Below are 15,793 nucleotides of genomic sequence, written 5' to 3' on the forward strand. Positions count from 1 at the left end.
TAACCATGTATGGTCTAAAATAGTTACGCGACTTTCCCGTGTTTGCTTCCTTTGTTTACAACTTTCAACTCTTTTGTATCTTTTGTTTCTTTGTCATCTTTACCTAAAATCAATTGTGCAAATAAACCTGTTACAGCAAGTAAAATAATTGTTGCGACAACGATTACAGTTAGAATTTGTACGAAATATTGGCTCATTACACCAAGAGAGTTAATAACTGAAATACCTGATGGGACGAAAAGGAATCCGATAATACCTGTTAAAGCTGTTCCGAGTGATTCAACTTGCTCCAATTTAATAACCTTTAAACATAATAGACTAAATAAAACGACTAATCCGATTACTGATGAAGGCATCGGAATTGGTAAATGGGTTGAGATAATATTAGAAACTAACATAATAGCTGAAAAAACGAATATTTGTGATAGAAAACCATATACTTTTTTTGTGCTCATTTTGGCCACCTCTTTTGATTTGGTACCCTTATTTTATAGGATATAAACCTCTGAGTAAGCGTTTACATAACGGGATGTCAAATATAAACAGCCAATTACAAAAATCATACGGTGAAATACAAAAGCTGCTTCTTAAATACGAAGCAGCTTTTTAAGTTCTTTTGCATATGTACGGCTAACCGGGACTTTGGATCCCTCTTTCATAATTAAGTTATAAGTCGAATTAAACCACGGCTGTATCTCAGAAATATGATTAATATTAGCAACGAAACTACGATGAACACGCATAAAAATTGTTTGTGGTAATTTCTTTTCCAAAATGACAAGCGTATCATGTGTTACATATGTTTCTTTCATTGTTTTTACAGTTACCTTCCCATCTACAAGCCCCACATAAATAATATCTTCAATGTTAACAAGTACAATTGATTCCTCAATTGGTAATGCTAATTTGTGCATCTCGGTCGTTACATCTACACTCTTTACATCTTGCTTTGTTTCTAATTTTATTTGCTTTTGTTTTTTATATTTCTTTAATGTCTGTACGATACGTTCTTCATCAAATGGCTTTAAAATGTAATCTAACGCATCTACTTCAAATGCTTGCAGCGCATATTGATCATATGCAGTAGCAAACACAATTGAAGGTGGATTTTTCATTTTCTTTAATATATTTGCGATTTCAAATCCGTTATCATCGGATAACTGAATATCTAGAAAAACAATATCTGGTTTGTTTTTCATTAATTCTTCTAATGCATCCTCTACACAATCTGCCTCACCAATTATCTCTACTTCTTTTGTTTGCTCTAATAAATATTTCAATTCATCCCGTGCTAACATTTCATCATCAACTACTAATACTTTTAACACTCCGTTTTTCCTCCTCTACTTTTTTCGGAATTACAAAGAGGATCTTGGTCCCTTGCTCTAATTCACTTTCAATTTGAAGCATTGTCTCTTTCCCAAATAACCCGATAAGTCGTTCATTAATATTATATAAAGCTGTTCCCGTCCCTTTCTTTGATGGAACTACCCTTTTTCCTAATTGCTCTAGACGTTCACTCTCAATCCCTTGTCCATTATCCTTCACTTCAAAGTGAACCATCCCTTCTTTTTCAAACACATGTACCTCGACTTGGCACACTGGCTGCTTTTTCGGAAAAGCATGGCGCAATGCATTTTCAACTAATAGCTGAAGCACAAATGGTGGCACTAAAGTCACCTTTAGTGCCTCTTCAATGTACATCTTCACTTCATACTTATTCGGAAATCTCGCTTGCTCTAACGATAAATATGCATGTACATGATTTAACTCTTGTTCTAATGGAATAAGTAATTGTCGTGCCCCTTGCAAATTACAACGAAAATAAACGCTAAGCTGTAGCAATAATTTTCTCGCTTTCTCTACATCTGTTCGGCATAAAGCTGATACTGTATTAATTGCATTAAATAAAAAATGCGGATTGATTTGTGCTTGTAGCGCCTTTATTTCGGCATCTTGCAATAACTTACTTTGTAACTCAGCTTCACCTAACTCAAGCTGTGTGGAGAATATTTTCGCCAGCCCTTCCGCTAACTCTTCTTCAACACGACTTAATTGATTAGAGTTTTCAAAATACAGTTTTAATGTTCCTATCGTATTTCCATGTGAAGTTAATGGAATAACAACCGCCGCTTGTAATGGACACCCTTCATGTTGACAATTAATAATCTCACGTGATTTCGCCTTCATTATTTTCCCTGTTTTTAATACTTCTTTTGATAAACCTGTTATTAAACTGTGTGAAGGAATATGATGATCTGATGCTAATCCAACGTGAGCTAAGATTTTCTCTGTATCTGTTAAGGATACCGCATCCGTTCCCGTAAAGCGGTGAATAATTTGTGCCACATGTTTACAAGACTCTTCTGTTAACCCTTGGCGGAAATATGGTAACGTCTTATCAGCAATTCGTAATACTTTATGCGTTTGCAAAGCTTTTGCGTTTTCTTCTTGTCGTAAAATGGCTAGTATCATCGAAAGTAAAATAAAACTACCAAAACTATTTACAAGAATCATCGGTAACGCAATTGTTTTCACAACACTAAGTCCATCTTCTATAATTAATAGAATCATAAGCATTTCTAAAGAAACGATAAAAACACTTAAAACCGCAGAAAATTTAGGTGTAATAGTACGGTTATATTTTTTGAAGATGTATCCAATATAACCTGTTATAATCCCAGCCAAAATTGATGAGATTGCACAACTTACTGCCGTGGTCCCGCCAAGCATATAACGGTGAATACCCGCAATAGAACCTACTCCAATTCCGACGATAGGCCCACCTAGCAACCCACTAATTCCAACACCCATGATTCGTGTATTCGCAATTGTGCTGGATGATGAAACACCTTGTAACCAATTTTCATTCATAATAGTATTTCCTGCTATTTCAATCCCTGTGTAATTGCTTACAATTGTAAACACTGAAAAAATACAAATAAGCTTAAACTTATCTACATATCCGTCTTGCTTATGAAGAAGACGCCGGAACGTTTTAATATGAGAAAGTAAAAATCCTAAAATAACAATAAGTCCGACGCGTTCAATCATCATAAGTACTAAATTTAGCATCTGTGATTCATTCCTTTTTATATTAGTTAGTTTTATTATGGGAAAATAGTGAAGTGGGCGTCAAGAAGAATGAAATATTTTTTGAAATATTTTACACATAACAATCTCCTCTTTATTTGACAATCTAATAGAAGAGTGCTAAAAATAAAGTAATATAATACAGTCCTTTAACCCAACCCCGTGAGGTTGAGAAGGAAGTCGGAATATAATATACGTATGTTCTTTTTTAAGGGATACGTATGCTTTTTTGGGCCTTCTCATCATATCAGGTGAGAAGGCCTTTTGTTATTCTTCCATAGCGACTGTAGAAGAAAATAAGGAGGAGTAATAATGAACATTACTACTGATGTACAGCCAACAACAGAGGAGACGAAAGAGAAAAGATATAAAACATTATTTGGTTCTGCGCTAGGATATGCAGCAGAAGGATTAGATATGTTGCTCTTATCTTTCGTACTTGTCTACATTCTAAAAGAATTTCATCTTAGCCCTGTCGAGGGAGGGAACTTAACATTAGCCACAACAATTGGGATGTTAATTGGTTCCTATTTATTTGGATTTATTGCTGATTTATTCGGTCGTATCCGCACAATGGCCTTTACAATCTTACTATTTTCACTAGCAACTGCACTTATTTATTTCGCAACAGATTATTGGCAATTATTAATTCTTCGCTTTTTAGTTGGAATGGGCGTTGGTGGTGAATTCGGGATTGGAATGGCCATCGTAACAGAAACATGGTCTAAAGAAATGCGTGCTAAAGCGACATCAGTTGTTGCACTTGGCTGGCAATTTGGCGTCCTGGTTGCTTCACTTCTTCCAGCATTTATCGTCCCGCATTTTGGATGGAGAGCTGTTTTCTTATTTGGATTAATTCCCGCTTTATTAGCTGTTTATGTCCGTAAAAGTTTAAGCGAACCGAAAATATGGGAGCTAAAGCAACGTTACAAAAAGGAATTGCTCCAGAAGGAAGCTGAAGGTAATTTGACAACTATTGAAGCGGAACAACTAAAACATATGAAGAAGTTCCCACTTCGAAAGTTATTTGCAAGTAAAAAAGTAACAATAACAACAATTGGTCTTATTATCATGTCATTCATCCAGAACTTCGGATATTATGGAATTTTCACATGGATGCCAACTATTTTAGCAAATAAATATAACTATACATTAGCAAAAGCAAGCGGTTGGATGTTCATTTCTACTATTGGTATGCTAATTGGAATTGCAACCTTTGGTATTCTAGCCGATAAAATTGGTCGCCGTAAAACTTTTACAATCTATTATGTCGGTGGTACTATATACTGTCTCATTTACTTCTTCTTATTCACAGACTCAACATTATTGTTATGGGGAAGCGCATTGCTTGGATTCTTTGCCAATGGCATGATGGGAGGATTCGGGGCAATTTTAGCTGAAAACTACCCTGCTGAAGCTCGCTCGACAGCAGAAAACTTTATTTTCGGTACAGGACGTGGGTTAGCTGGATTTGGACCTGTTATTATTGGATTACTCGCTACGGGTGGCAATCTACTTGGAGCATTGTCCTTAATTTTTATCATCTATCCAATCGGATTGATTACGATGCTATTATGTGTACCAGAAACAAAGGGAAAAGTGTTAGATTAAATGTGAAAGAGGAAGCATCTCATTTAAGATGCTTCCTCTTTTCAATGTTTGTTTATCATTTATTTTGATTTACTAGCCCTCTGGAATAAGAAAGCTGTTTTATCTTTTTCTTCTACAATTCCTTGCTTTAATGCTAATTCCCCTGCAACTTTAGGAGCTAACCATAGCATCGGGAATAATAAAATTGATACAGGAACAGCCGTCACTACAATAAAGGATTGTAGTGCATTAATACTTCCCTCACCCATATATAAAAGAATTGCTGCAACTGCGCCCATAATAAGCGACCAAAAAATTCGCAAGCTAATTCTAGGATTTCCATCTCCGGTCACTGCCATTGAAATGGAATAGGCCATTGAATCTCCTGTTGTCACTACAAATAAAATTGTTAATAAAAGAAATGCCGGTCCAACAATATTAGAAAGTGGCAACTGCTGCGTAATTGCAATCATAGCCGCTGGCATACCAGATTCACTTAATGCCACCGAGATAGAGCCTGGCTTCATTAACTCATAAAACACACCAGATCCGCCCAGTATAGTAAACCAAAACGTTGTAATAATAGGCGCGATAATTCCAATTGCAACGATTATTTCTCGAATCGTTCTTCCTCTTGAAATTCGGCTCACTAAAATTGCCATCATCGGTCCGTATCCAATAAACCATCCCCAGAAGAAGATTGTCCATGATCCTAACCAACCTGTATCACCGCGATATGTGCTTATTGGAATAAATTCATGTATATAAAATCCAAACGAAGAAACAAATGAATCAATAATAAATCCACCCGGTCCAAATAATAATACGAATGCCATTAACAAAATTGCTAGTCTAACATTTAAATTACTTATAATTTGAATCCCTTTATCAATTCCCGTTACCGCAGATATAGTAGAAACGGCTACTACACAAATAATAATTGCTAATTGAGTAGTAAACACATCAGGAATTCCAAACAATGCTTGTAAGCCATAACTTGCTTGTAGTCCTAAAAATCCGATTGGACCAATTGTTCCTGCAGCTACCGCAATAATTGCAAATGCATCAATCATCGTTCCAAGAAAACTCTTTCGCAATTTCTCCCCAAAAATAGGATATAAAAGCGTTCGAGGTTTTAACGGCATACCTTTATGATAATGCCCATACATCATAACTACTGCACTAATTGTCCCTAAAATCGTCCATGCTAAGAAACCCCAGTGCATATAACTTTGTGCTAAAGCAGGCATGACTGCTTCTTGCGTTCCAGCAGATATACCTTCATGTATTGGTGGAACCGTCATAAAATGATACATTGGCTCTGCTGCTGCCCAGAAAACACCACCGCCAGCAAGTAGCGTAGCCATAATAATTGCTAACCATTTCGCCGTACTAATCTCAGGCTTATCTAGCCCCCCGAGTTTAACCCTCCCATATTTTGAAAAGGCCATACCCATCGCAACGACAAATGTACCAATTAATAAAACCTGCCAAAAAGCACCAAAATATTTAGCTGAAAATGCAAAACTGTTATTAATGACTCTCTCTACGTAACCTTTATTTAAGAAAACCGCGATTACAAATAATAAAAGTGAGCCACCACTAATAAGAAATACAGGCCAATCAGTTTTTTGATTCTTCATCCTCATTTACCTTCCTCCTTCCTCAGCAATCTAAAAAAACAACTTCATTATGTTTTATTGTTTATATTCCACACACAATAATTATATAAGTATAATGCTTTAGTGATTTCACACACACTTATGTTGTCCCTGAAAATATGCTAAATCCTTTTTATTTTAAAAGAATATTCTATTCCTCTTACATAAAAACGCAAAACAAAAGACCTTATATTTCTATAAGGTCTTCGAAACAGAAATTTGATTATAACACAAGGAACTAACCGTTTCAAAAAAGGCCGTGCTAAAAGAGCTAGAAGTAAAGGCTTCCAACTGCTATTTAATAGGAATTAAAAAAATTTAAATTTCACGATTGATACCTTTATATTACAAACTACTTATGGAAGAAATTAGGCGAAATAATATGATTCGGATACGGTTTATGATAAATATGAGTTGTAGCAGGTGATAACGGAGGAATTAACCATACCCAGTTGCCAGTTACAACCCGTCCACAAGCAACTTCTTGCTTCTCAAACTGCTGAAATTGCTGGGCGGCAGTATGGTGATCTACAATGCTAACCCCTTGTTTTTTGAAAGAATGTAAAACAGCTATATTTAACTCAATTAACGCTTTATCTTTCCATAACGTACTATTTCTGGAAGTATCTAAATTCATCATCTCTGCAACTGCTGGAAGCAAATTATAACGGTCATGATCCGCTAAATTACGAGCACCAATTTCAGTCCCCATATACCATCCATTAAACGGGGCTGCTGTATAAGAAATACCGCCAATCTCTAAACGCATATCTGAAATCATCGGTACCCCATACCATTTTACTTCTAGTGATGAAATTGGGTACTCTGGATGTTCAATTGGTACCTCTTTCACTTCTTTTTTAGGAATTTCTTTATATACAGGATCTTTTCCATCAACAGAAAATACAAGCGGTAACACGTCAAAATGTGTACCTTCTCCTTGCCACCCAAGACCTTGACATAAATCAGTAAATGCGGCGGAGTTTGAGTCACCAACCACTCCCATTTCCGTTTTGTATCCTGCATATCGAATTAATTGATGATTATAGATTCGTATATGATTCTCTTCACCTTGATATTGCTTAAAAATCGTAATTGTCGGTTTAACTTTCCCATCATTCGTCGCATATTTAATATGATGAATTAATGCATTATATACGCCTTCCTCATCCTTTACTTCACGCGCATCTAATATGTGCATCTTACTCCAAAACAATCTTCCAATGCATCTATTACTATTACGCCATGCCATTCGTGATCCATGAACAAGCTCTTCAAATGTATGCTCATACGTTCCAGTCTTTTCTATCTCTATTAAAATTTCTTTCATACGCTCTTTTATTAATTGCTCTTTATTAAGTTCCTTATAGCAAACGGTAATAAAATTACTTGCTTCCTCTATTAATTGTTTCGTTTTGCTCATAAACAATCTCCTTCTATCTCAACAAGACACTACTACTTTACAGTATAAGCAAAAAGAATAAGAGTCACAAATGAAAGTGGAAGTGTTACTTTTATTGTAATATTTTTCAGAAAATTTTCAGATTTTTTGTTGACTTCCGAAAAAAACAAGCGTATTTTTGACTTAAGTAAATTTTTTTTACCTAGACCAACTTTATAGGGTGGAAAGGAGGTAATTTCACGTCTTTATTTCAATTACCCAATCTTTCATATGACTATGATGAACTAGATCCCTACATTGGTGTGCTACATTAGCATTCATCATGCGTGTAAGGTAAATTTGGTAATGTAAAACTAGTATTGTCGAAATCCTCCAGAATCCCCCGGATTGCCACCGGGGGATTCATGATTATTTCAGTATATTTATGTAATGCTGTAAAACATTTTTTATTTCTGTATTTAATTCTCGGAACGGAAACCCTAATTCGCGAGCCTTTCTATTATGTAACGTACAATTAGTTATTTCATTATAAGGTGCCATATTCTCTCCCGCTTCTTGAATAAGAACTTTTGTCCCACTGTTTTCTTCTATGAAGCGAATAACTTCTCCCATGGAAATCGCTCCGTTATTACAAGCATTAATTGGACCCTCTATATTTTCCATTCCGCACCATGCTAAAAACTCTCCTGCTTCTTTTTCATGTATAAATGACAACTTTCCATCTAACGAATTTAAAACAATTGGATTTTGTTTCACAACATGTTCAACGTAAAACTGTAATCTCTTCGTATAATCATTTTCTCCAATAACGACGGGAAATCTTACCGCAACGACTGGGAATGTTGCCTGTTGAAACAACACTGCTTCCGCTAATCGCTTCCCTTCACTATAATTGAAGTCATTTCTACCTCCATACGTAATAGCATACTCGTACGGATTAAAGTTCTCTTCTAACAAGCCTATCGCTGGCTCGTAAACAGCCATTGAAGATGTCATAATATATTTCTTCGTTTTTCCTTGTAACACTTCACATATTATCTTCGCTGCATTCGAGCTATAGCATAAATTATCGTATACGATATCATAACTTTTATCTTCTAGACGCTCTGCTAGTTGTTTTTCGTCTTCTCTATCTACAATAAGTCTTTTTACTGCACTTCCAAAAGAATCCTCCGTAATTCCTCTCGTCGCGATCGTTACATCGTGTCCAGCTTGCAAAAGTGCTTCTACTAAATGTTTACCAAAAAACCTTGTTCCCCCTAGAACCAACACTTTTTTCACTTTCATCATCCCCTATTTTGCAAAATACTACCTTAATTATAAATAAAAAGCATGGAATCATCATCAAGATTCCATGCTTTCTTACATACGATACTTTAACGTACTCGATATTTAAAAATACAATAGCAGCAATATAAAATAGAAATTACTGATACATAAACCCATAGTTCATATACGAATCCTTCTCCCCATACTCCCATAAAATAAAAGAGTGCAGGCAACGTCAATGTTACCCATGATTGTACAAAGGCAATTCTGCCAAGATATTGATTGATATTCTTTTTTTGTGCATTTAATACAAAGAATAAATACCAAAGTAATGCCCACATAAACCATGTTAACGCATTAACAACATCGTGGAATTGAACAAATGAAACAACCATATAGAATAAAGCAATAATTGCTACCCAAATACAGAACCAGCCTAGTCCACTACTATCCATTCCTTTAATAAAAGTAACGCCTACATATAAATAAGTTAAACCAAATAAAAAAGTAGCTGCATATGAATATACCGTCCAATTACTTTGATCAGAAATCATAATCAAATAGAACGGAATGATAATTTGTAATGCCCCCACAAATAAATTAAAGACACCTGCACTTTTCATCTCTACTTTGCCTAATATGACAAGGCTATTTAAAAATAAAGCTGCACCTGAAAGTAATAATCCTACGTAACCCATATATTCGTGTGAAAATCTTTCCCTTTCACACTTTTAACCTCCCCACAATATAAAGTGATACTTTATTATTTTTCTTCCTATTTAAAACTACATACATAATTTTTAATCTGAATAAGTCAGACTTCCTACCTTAAAAAATAAAGTGAAAATCTCTTTAATAACTGCTATATAGCAATATTATTTCTTATTTACTACCATTCAGCTTTTCCGTATTCGAAAGTAAAAGTATTACTCTAACAACACCCTGAATTAAAAGCGCTTTCAATAAAGAATAATCCTATCAAAAAGCTACTAGGATTATTTGATTATAAACGTACTCTAACAACAAGACAAGACCTGGGATGATTTTCAAATTATTCTCTTTGATTTCTATGAAAATCAATAGAATGATTCATTTATACTAGTTCATTCTATTGATCCTTCACATAAAATATTTTAGATTCATATTAATCTTTTTAGAAAGGTAAGATGTATATGCTTCATCATGAAATTCCCCGATATGTAGTTCATTCAACTGGCGTTTTAACGAAAGAAACTAATACTGTTTCTGCTGTAGTTAACATTGTGAACCTGGATGAATACTATCCACATCACGTAACTATTGAAGTATGGGATTGGTCTACTTATTCCACTCCTGTAAAACTTCCCGTACTGATTGGAGAAAATGTAGAAGCGAGCTTCCCCTATTCTCTCGACAGTAATAATCTTGCCGTTTTTTACGCCGATTTAGATGACACTGTAGATTTATATGAAATTCGAATTTCATATAACGATCATTCCAACATTATTGCAAATTGCTTTGGGCGAAGCTTACCACCATATTCAAGCCAAGAAGGTAACACAGTATACCATAAACAGCTCGTTCGAATTCATTAAGTCCCCCTATTATATAAAAAGGGCCGGTCAGTAATACATTTATCTTTATAAGATAAATGTATTACTGACCTAGATTGTCATAGTCAATCTTGATAGTCTCTTATTCCAAACAATTGCTATTTATCATAAATATCATTCGGATTAATTGTAGGAATAAATCCATTTATAGAACTATATTTTTTAGATACGTTATTTGGAGTAACAGTAAACGTTACAATTTTATTGCTTTGTTGTTTAAAATAACGCATCCAATTTTGACTCCATTCATCTTTTGCAATAACTTGTTTATTGAAGTCTTCCCACAATACACCATGTATAAAATTCAAAGATGTATTTTTGATTGTATCAAATCCCCAATTCTGTATAAGAAGTAGGTTGGAATCAGCACTTTTAATTTCTTTTAATAAATTTACATATGCTTCTCTAAATTCCCCTTGTATAGCTGGCTGATTATAAAAATAATCATCAATATCACCAACTGTATCTAAAAACACCCCATCTATACCTTTTCCAATAATTTGCTGTTTTACTTTATTAACAACAATCCCCCGGTAATGTTCATCAGCTAAGTTCATAATATATGTATCCCACTGCTCTATTTTCATTTTCTTGCCGTCTCTATAATAATAATCAGATTCCACTACTTGTGGTTTATGCCATGCTTCTAACTCTAAAACACTTACATACCCAAGAACCACTGTTCCTGATTTTTTTAATTGTTGAATTTGTTCTTTCGTAAATGCATACGGCTCAATAATAACCATGTCGTACTTTGAAAGTCTCTCAATCACTTGCTCATTTGCTTCACCATAATAAATTTTATAACTTCGTACATTTTTTAAAACTGGTTCCACAACATTTGCTTGTGCGGATGTACTTGAAGAAAAAATAAAAGAAAATATAGCTAAAAAGCATATGGAACGTTTCCACGCCATAATAATATTACCCCCTATACAACTGTAATTCCCCATCTATTTTAACACCTTAAAATCTCAATAGACATATAGTAAACACATGATATTTTACAGTTTTGCGAACTGAATCATTTTATAAAAACCCCAAAAACATAATGCATTGACAAAAATTAGAATTTATTTCCCTTGAATTTACTATATTCCTATTGATAGAATAATTGGAGCTCTAACTATTATATATCCTAAAATGATTCTTTTAAATTATGCATTTCGCTTCAATGTATTATTCCTCAACACTAAATTTGCAAACGGAAGAAGGGATTTATTTTTATGTACTATAAGCAATCCAATTTATTTCAAAAAATGATTGAACCTACAATTCTCTTTATTGCATTATTCTTTCTCTCAATACTAACTGATTTTTTAACGCCTACGTATGAATACTTCATACTCTTATTCATTACTTTAATTATTTCTAGCCGATACGGTATATCTATTGCACTTTTCGTCTTCCTGGAAGCAATGGTTTACGTTTTTATAATCGGTATATATAAAGAAAACGATGTTTTACTTTATTTCTTCTCACAGGATTATTGGATAAGTTGGATCTTTTTACTTGTTATTAGTTTATATTGCGGATTAATGAGTACTTCACAAAAAGAACGTTATGAAGATATACATATGATAAATAAGGAACTGAAAGCTGAAAATAAAGAATTAAAATATGTTATTAAGCAATTAGACGAAACACGTATTACACTGCGTTCCCGTGTGCTGGAATCAAACAATCATTTATCTAAAATGTATCATATGTTTAAAGCTTTAAATCATACACATCCTGAAATTGTACTCGATGAAGGAATGAATGTATTAAAAACATATTTCGGCGCGAAAAAAATTGGCATCTATCACGTTGATAATAATAAACAATCACTTCGTATTAAATTAAGGTCAGAAGCTGGTGAAAGTACATTACCTCAGTCCATTTTTGTTAAAAACTCTTCATCAGTCATCAAAAATGCGCTAGAGCATAATCGACCTTTTTTCCGTACAGATGCGGATTTTCAAGATGCTCCACTTTTAGTTGGTCCCGTCCTATTCCAAGATGGTGTGCAATACGTCATTATATTAGACGAAATTGAATTTTCAAAAGTAACTTCTGAGCAATTTGAACTTTTCACGTGGTATTTACGCTGGATGGGCGATCGTTTACAAAATGCTTCTAACCTTTGGCTATCAAGTCAAGAAGATCGTACATTCCCTAAAACGAGCATTTACTATGAAGATGAATTTGAACATTTATTAAAAATTGAAAAGAAACGTTACGAAACGTTATCTTACCCATATTCCTATTTTGAGTTCCAGGCACCACAAGACTCTTTACAAATGATCAATTCTATTTTAAAAAATCATTTGCGTGATATTGATATATTCGGTTATAGCGCGACCGAGCAAAAAATTATGATTTTATTACCTGGCACTGAAGAAAAGTTTTTACTACAAGTTCAAACTCGTATACAAAATGCGCTCTCTCCTGAAGGAGTGATATTCTAATGATTTTACTCCTTCTTTATGTTATATATGCTATTTTAGTTTTTCTCTTATTTCGATTTACGAAAAGTTTAATTACAGAAAATAAAAAAGGAATTATTGAATTTTGCTTAATTATCTCTCTTCTTTTCCCGCTTATCGGACTTATTGTATCAGTAATCATGTTATTACTTAATATAAAACGATCCAAAACCGAGTGGTTACAGCAATATTCTGATTATCTTTCCTTTCACGTTGATAATTATGAAGATATTGTGGAATCAGCTAAACAAGATATGGACCTAATTTCATTTTCTTCTGGATTAGAACTCGATAAGCCTGAGTTACATAAACAACTCATTGTACAGTTAAGCTCATCCTCCATTTCTAATGAAGGAGGCTTATTGAAAGAAGCAATTTACCATAAAGATCCTGAAACTGTACATTACGCAGCAACTACTATCAATTTACTAAATGAACGGTACGAAAAACAGATTGAATACTTAAATAGGCAATTCCTACAAAATCCACAAAATGAAATTGCAAAAGAATTGGTCTCTAACTATTTAAGATATATAGACAGTGGTCTTCTTTCTAATCAACAAAAAGAAAAAATAATCGATGAATTTATGAATTTTATTACACAAAGTGTAGAACTATTCCCTAACGAATCTCTTTACCCTTTCCAACTTGGAAATCTGTGTCTACACAAAAAAAAATATGCAAAGTCTGAAGAACAATTTTTAAATCTTATTCATTTCTATCCTGAATCCTATTACGGTTATGTTGGATTACTTGAAATATATTATGACCAAAAGTTATGGGACAAGCTCTATAACTTAATCAATAATCTAACGGATGCAAAAATAATTCATATACTACCGCGTAAATATCAATTATTTGTAAGGCAGTTTGGAGGCGCACACATTGAAAAAGGGGATTAATATATATATCGGGATTATTAGTATCATTTTATTTCTCTTAATTTTATCCATCCTTATATATCGAACAGAAAATTTTTATCAAAAATTTTCTGTTCCTAAAACTAAAGAAACAGATACCGTTAAAACACTCAACGCAAAAGATGTAACTCAAAATGGACATGAAATGCAATTATACGTTTTAAAAACGGATAATAAACTAGGAGAACAAGTTGCATTTAATACAAAAAAGGCAATGGATTACGCACATCTACACTATAAAGACATTACAGCTAATGAAATTAAGGGACTTACTCCTTCTCCTTATACAGGGATTATTATTACAGGTGAAATAATGGAGCAACTTCCACAAGCTGATATTCAAAATTTTGTACAAATGGGCGGAAGGATTATTATCGCAAACCGACTTGATTCGGATCCTTCTTGGAACTCTCTATTTGGTATTACCCAAAAAGAAGGCTTCAAAGACGCGAAAGGATTAACTTTTGAAAAGGTTTTATTCCCTGGTTATCCAGATCTCCCAAGCTCTTCAAGTTTGTTTACTCATAGCGCAATGAACATTACGCTAGATGAAAATACAACTACGCCTTGGATTACAGCGGAAGATACTCCTATCCTCTGGACCAATGACTACGGTGAAGGAAAAGTCTTATATTGGAATACAACAGCATTGAACGATAAATTAGGTAGAGGTATGTTCGTTCAGTCACTGGGTACTATTTTCCCTGCTTTCGCTTCAGCACAACTTGGAGCGGAGATTATGTATATCGATGACTTCCCATCTCCGATTCCAAGTGGAGAACTAAAAAACTTAACAACAGAAAAAATTTCTGTTGAAGAATTTTATAAAAAACATTGGTGGAAAAATATGAAGGATATCTCTGAAGAGCTTGATATTAAATATACGGGTGTTGCAATTGGGACGTACCAAAATAAAGTAACTCCACCTTTTGAAGATTTCACAGGTAAAAATAGAAATACCTATTTATTATTTGGGAGAGAATTATTAAGTCATGGTGGAGAAATCGGCATTCATGGCTATAACCATCAACCTTTATTATTACCACCAGACCCAGTAGATAAAGCACTTGAATATGTTCCATGGAATTCAAAAGAGGATATGGAGAGTTCCTTAGATGCTCTACAAAAACTTGTGTATAAATTTTTTCCAAATGAAAAATTAAAAACCTATGTACCACCATCCAATATTATAAATACAACTGGATTAAGTGCATTAAATGACGCAGTTCCAACTATAGAAACAGTTGCTTCTCTATATGTGGGAGGCACAAGTAACGGCAGTTTAATTCAAGAATTCGGACCAGATGTACAGAATAAAAACATTTATCATTTCCCGCGCATTACGAGTGGCTATGCTATCACAGATGAAGATCAATTTATCTTGACTGATGTTACCGCAAATCTAGGCGTCATCTCACATTTCGTCCATCCAGATGATATCCTTGATGAAAAACGCTCAGGTAACTTAACATGGGAAGAACTATTTAAAGCTTATAAAACGACAATTAAAGAAATACAAGAAAGATATCCTTATATAAAAAGTATGACCCAAAGTGAAGCAACTGCTTCTATGAAAATTTATCAAACTGGTGACCTAGATGTTTCTTATGAAGATGATGCTGTTCACATTGCATATAAAGGGCTACCAAACCATGCTTCAACAATTATACGTGTAGAAGAAGGTAAGAAGATACAACCTGGCTCATTCTCTTACGGTACAGTTAAAAAGCTTGATTCCCAAATTTATAGCGTTACGTTAACGAAAGCCAGCGCTACAATTCCAATTAAAGGAGAATAA

At 34.0% G+C, this 15,793-nt stretch carries 13 protein-coding genes; 5 read left to right on the forward strand and 8 right to left on the reverse strand.

Annotated features, from left to right (window positions below; all coding sequences use genetic code 11):
- Positions 1–23: 23 nt before the first annotated feature.
- From lrgA to lytS, 3 genes are all read right to left on the reverse strand, one after another.
- Positions 24–455, reverse strand: a complete 432-nt coding sequence (gene lrgA / locus FT637_RS20335; protein WP_002113185.1) for an antiholin-like murein hydrolase modulator LrgA — start codon at positions 453–455, stop codon at positions 24–26.
- A 132-nt stretch (positions 456–587) separates the two neighbouring features.
- Entirely contained in the window at positions 588–1,328 is a 741-nt protein-coding gene (locus tag FT637_RS20340) for a LytR/AlgR family response regulator transcription factor (RefSeq protein ID WP_002113186.1), read from the reverse strand.
- Positions 1,306–3,075 carry a two-component system sensor histidine kinase LytS gene (lytS, locus tag FT637_RS20345; protein WP_193647844.1) on the reverse strand — a complete coding sequence of 590 codons (1,770 nt, stop codon included), beginning with the start codon at positions 3,073–3,075 and terminating at the stop codon, positions 1,306–1,308. The genes FT637_RS20340 and lytS overlap by 23 nt, the downstream gene beginning before the upstream one ends.
- 330 nt (positions 3,076–3,405) lie before the next feature.
- Here lytS and FT637_RS20350 point away from each other — a divergent pair, with 330 nt between their 5' ends.
- On the forward strand, positions 3,406–4,704 hold the full coding sequence (locus tag FT637_RS20350) for an MFS transporter (RefSeq protein ID WP_193647845.1): 1,299 nt from the start codon (positions 3,406–3,408) through the stop codon (positions 4,702–4,704).
- Positions 4,705–4,763: 59 nt separating this feature from the next.
- Here the strand turns inward: FT637_RS20350 and FT637_RS20355 are convergent, their stop codons facing one another.
- The 4 genes from FT637_RS20355 to FT637_RS20370 all read right to left on the reverse strand — a co-directional run bounded on the left by FT637_RS20355 (position 4,764) and on the right by FT637_RS20370 (position 9,713).
- Positions 4,764–6,332, reverse strand: a complete 1,569-nt coding sequence (locus tag FT637_RS20355; protein WP_193647846.1) for a BCCT family transporter — start codon at positions 6,330–6,332, stop codon at positions 4,764–4,766.
- A 364-nt stretch (positions 6,333–6,696) separates the two neighbouring features.
- Positions 6,697–7,767 carry a nitric oxide synthase oxygenase gene (locus tag FT637_RS20360; RefSeq protein WP_193647847.1) on the reverse strand — a complete coding sequence of 357 codons (1,071 nt, stop codon included), beginning with the start codon at positions 7,765–7,767 and terminating at the stop codon, positions 6,697–6,699.
- A gap of 387 nt (positions 7,768–8,154) precedes the next feature.
- Positions 8,155–9,036, reverse strand: coding sequence for an NAD-dependent epimerase/dehydratase family protein (locus FT637_RS20365; RefSeq protein WP_319805956.1), 882 nt, complete (start codon positions 9,034–9,036; stop codon positions 8,155–8,157).
- A gap of 86 nt (positions 9,037–9,122) precedes the next feature.
- Positions 9,123–9,713, reverse strand: coding sequence for an AmiS/UreI family transporter (locus tag FT637_RS20370; protein ID WP_193647848.1), 591 nt, complete (start codon positions 9,711–9,713; stop codon positions 9,123–9,125).
- A 474-nt stretch (positions 9,714–10,187) separates the two neighbouring features.
- Between FT637_RS20370 and FT637_RS20375 the strand changes: the two genes are divergently transcribed.
- A complete protein-coding gene (locus FT637_RS20375) occupies positions 10,188–10,589 on the forward strand; it encodes a hypothetical protein (RefSeq protein ID WP_193647849.1) in 402 nt (133 codons plus the stop codon).
- A 116-nt stretch (positions 10,590–10,705) separates the two neighbouring features.
- Here FT637_RS20375 and FT637_RS20380 read toward each other — a convergent pair whose 3' ends face one another.
- Positions 10,706–11,524 (reverse strand): endo alpha-1,4 polygalactosaminidase, encoded by an 819-nt coding sequence (locus FT637_RS20380; RefSeq protein WP_193647850.1) that lies wholly within the window; start codon positions 11,522–11,524, stop codon positions 10,706–10,708.
- Between the two features lie 309 nt (positions 11,525–11,833).
- Between FT637_RS20380 and FT637_RS20385 the strand changes: the two genes are divergently transcribed.
- From FT637_RS20385 to FT637_RS20395, 3 genes are read left to right on the forward strand one after another with little or no spacing between them, the layout of a single operon-like run.
- The gene (locus FT637_RS20385; RefSeq protein ID WP_193647851.1) at positions 11,834–13,057 is read left to right on the forward strand and encodes a GAF domain-containing protein; all 1,224 of its coding nucleotides are present in this window, start codon (positions 11,834–11,836) and stop codon (positions 13,055–13,057) included.
- Complete coding sequence (locus tag FT637_RS20390) at positions 13,057–13,977, forward strand: tetratricopeptide repeat protein (RefSeq protein ID WP_193647852.1); 921 nt, start codon at positions 13,057–13,059, stop codon at positions 13,975–13,977. The genes FT637_RS20385 and FT637_RS20390 overlap by 1 nt, the downstream gene beginning before the upstream one ends.
- The gene (locus FT637_RS20395) at positions 13,961–15,793 is read left to right on the forward strand and encodes a DUF2194 domain-containing protein (protein ID WP_193647853.1); all 1,833 of its coding nucleotides are present in this window, start codon (positions 13,961–13,963) and stop codon (positions 15,791–15,793) included. The genes FT637_RS20390 and FT637_RS20395 overlap by 17 nt, the downstream gene beginning before the upstream one ends.

Source organism: Bacillus cereus, assembly GCF_015071065.1.
Lineage (GTDB): Bacteria > Bacillota > Bacilli > Bacillales > Bacillaceae_G > Bacillus_A > Bacillus_A cereus_BA.

Bases quoted from the DNA above. Each gene is read 5' to 3' on its own strand.
- FT637_RS20390 (WP_193647852.1), top strand. From the start codon at position 13,057: ATGATTTTACTCCTTCTTTATGTTATATATGCTATTTTAGTTTTTCTC.
- FT637_RS20370 (WP_193647848.1), bottom strand. From the start codon at position 9,713: ATGGGTTACGTAGGATTATTACTTTCAGGTGCAGCTTTATTTTTAAAT.
- lytS (WP_193647844.1), bottom strand. From the start codon at position 3,075: ATGCTAAATTTAGTACTTATGATGATTGAACGCGTCGGACTTATTGTT.
- FT637_RS20385 (WP_193647851.1), top strand. From the start codon at position 11,834: ATGTACTATAAGCAATCCAATTTATTTCAAAAAATGATTGAACCTACA.
- FT637_RS20375 (WP_193647849.1), top strand. From the start codon at position 10,188: ATGCTTCATCATGAAATTCCCCGATATGTAGTTCATTCAACTGGCGTT.
- FT637_RS20380 (WP_193647850.1), bottom strand. From the start codon at position 11,524: ATGGCGTGGAAACGTTCCATATGCTTTTTAGCTATATTTTCTTTTATT.
- FT637_RS20355 (WP_193647846.1), bottom strand. From the start codon at position 6,332: ATGAGGATGAAGAATCAAAAAACTGATTGGCCTGTATTTCTTATTAGT.
- FT637_RS20360 (WP_193647847.1), bottom strand. From the start codon at position 7,767: ATGAGCAAAACGAAACAATTAATAGAGGAAGCAAGTAATTTTATTACC.
- FT637_RS20365 (WP_319805956.1), bottom strand. From the start codon at position 9,036: ATGATGAAAGTGAAAAAAGTGTTGGTTCTAGGGGGAACAAGGTTTTTT.
- FT637_RS20350 (WP_193647845.1), top strand. From the start codon at position 3,406: ATGAACATTACTACTGATGTACAGCCAACAACAGAGGAGACGAAAGAG.
- lrgA (WP_002113185.1), bottom strand. From the start codon at position 455: ATGAGCACAAAAAAAGTATATGGTTTTCTATCACAAATATTCGTTTTT.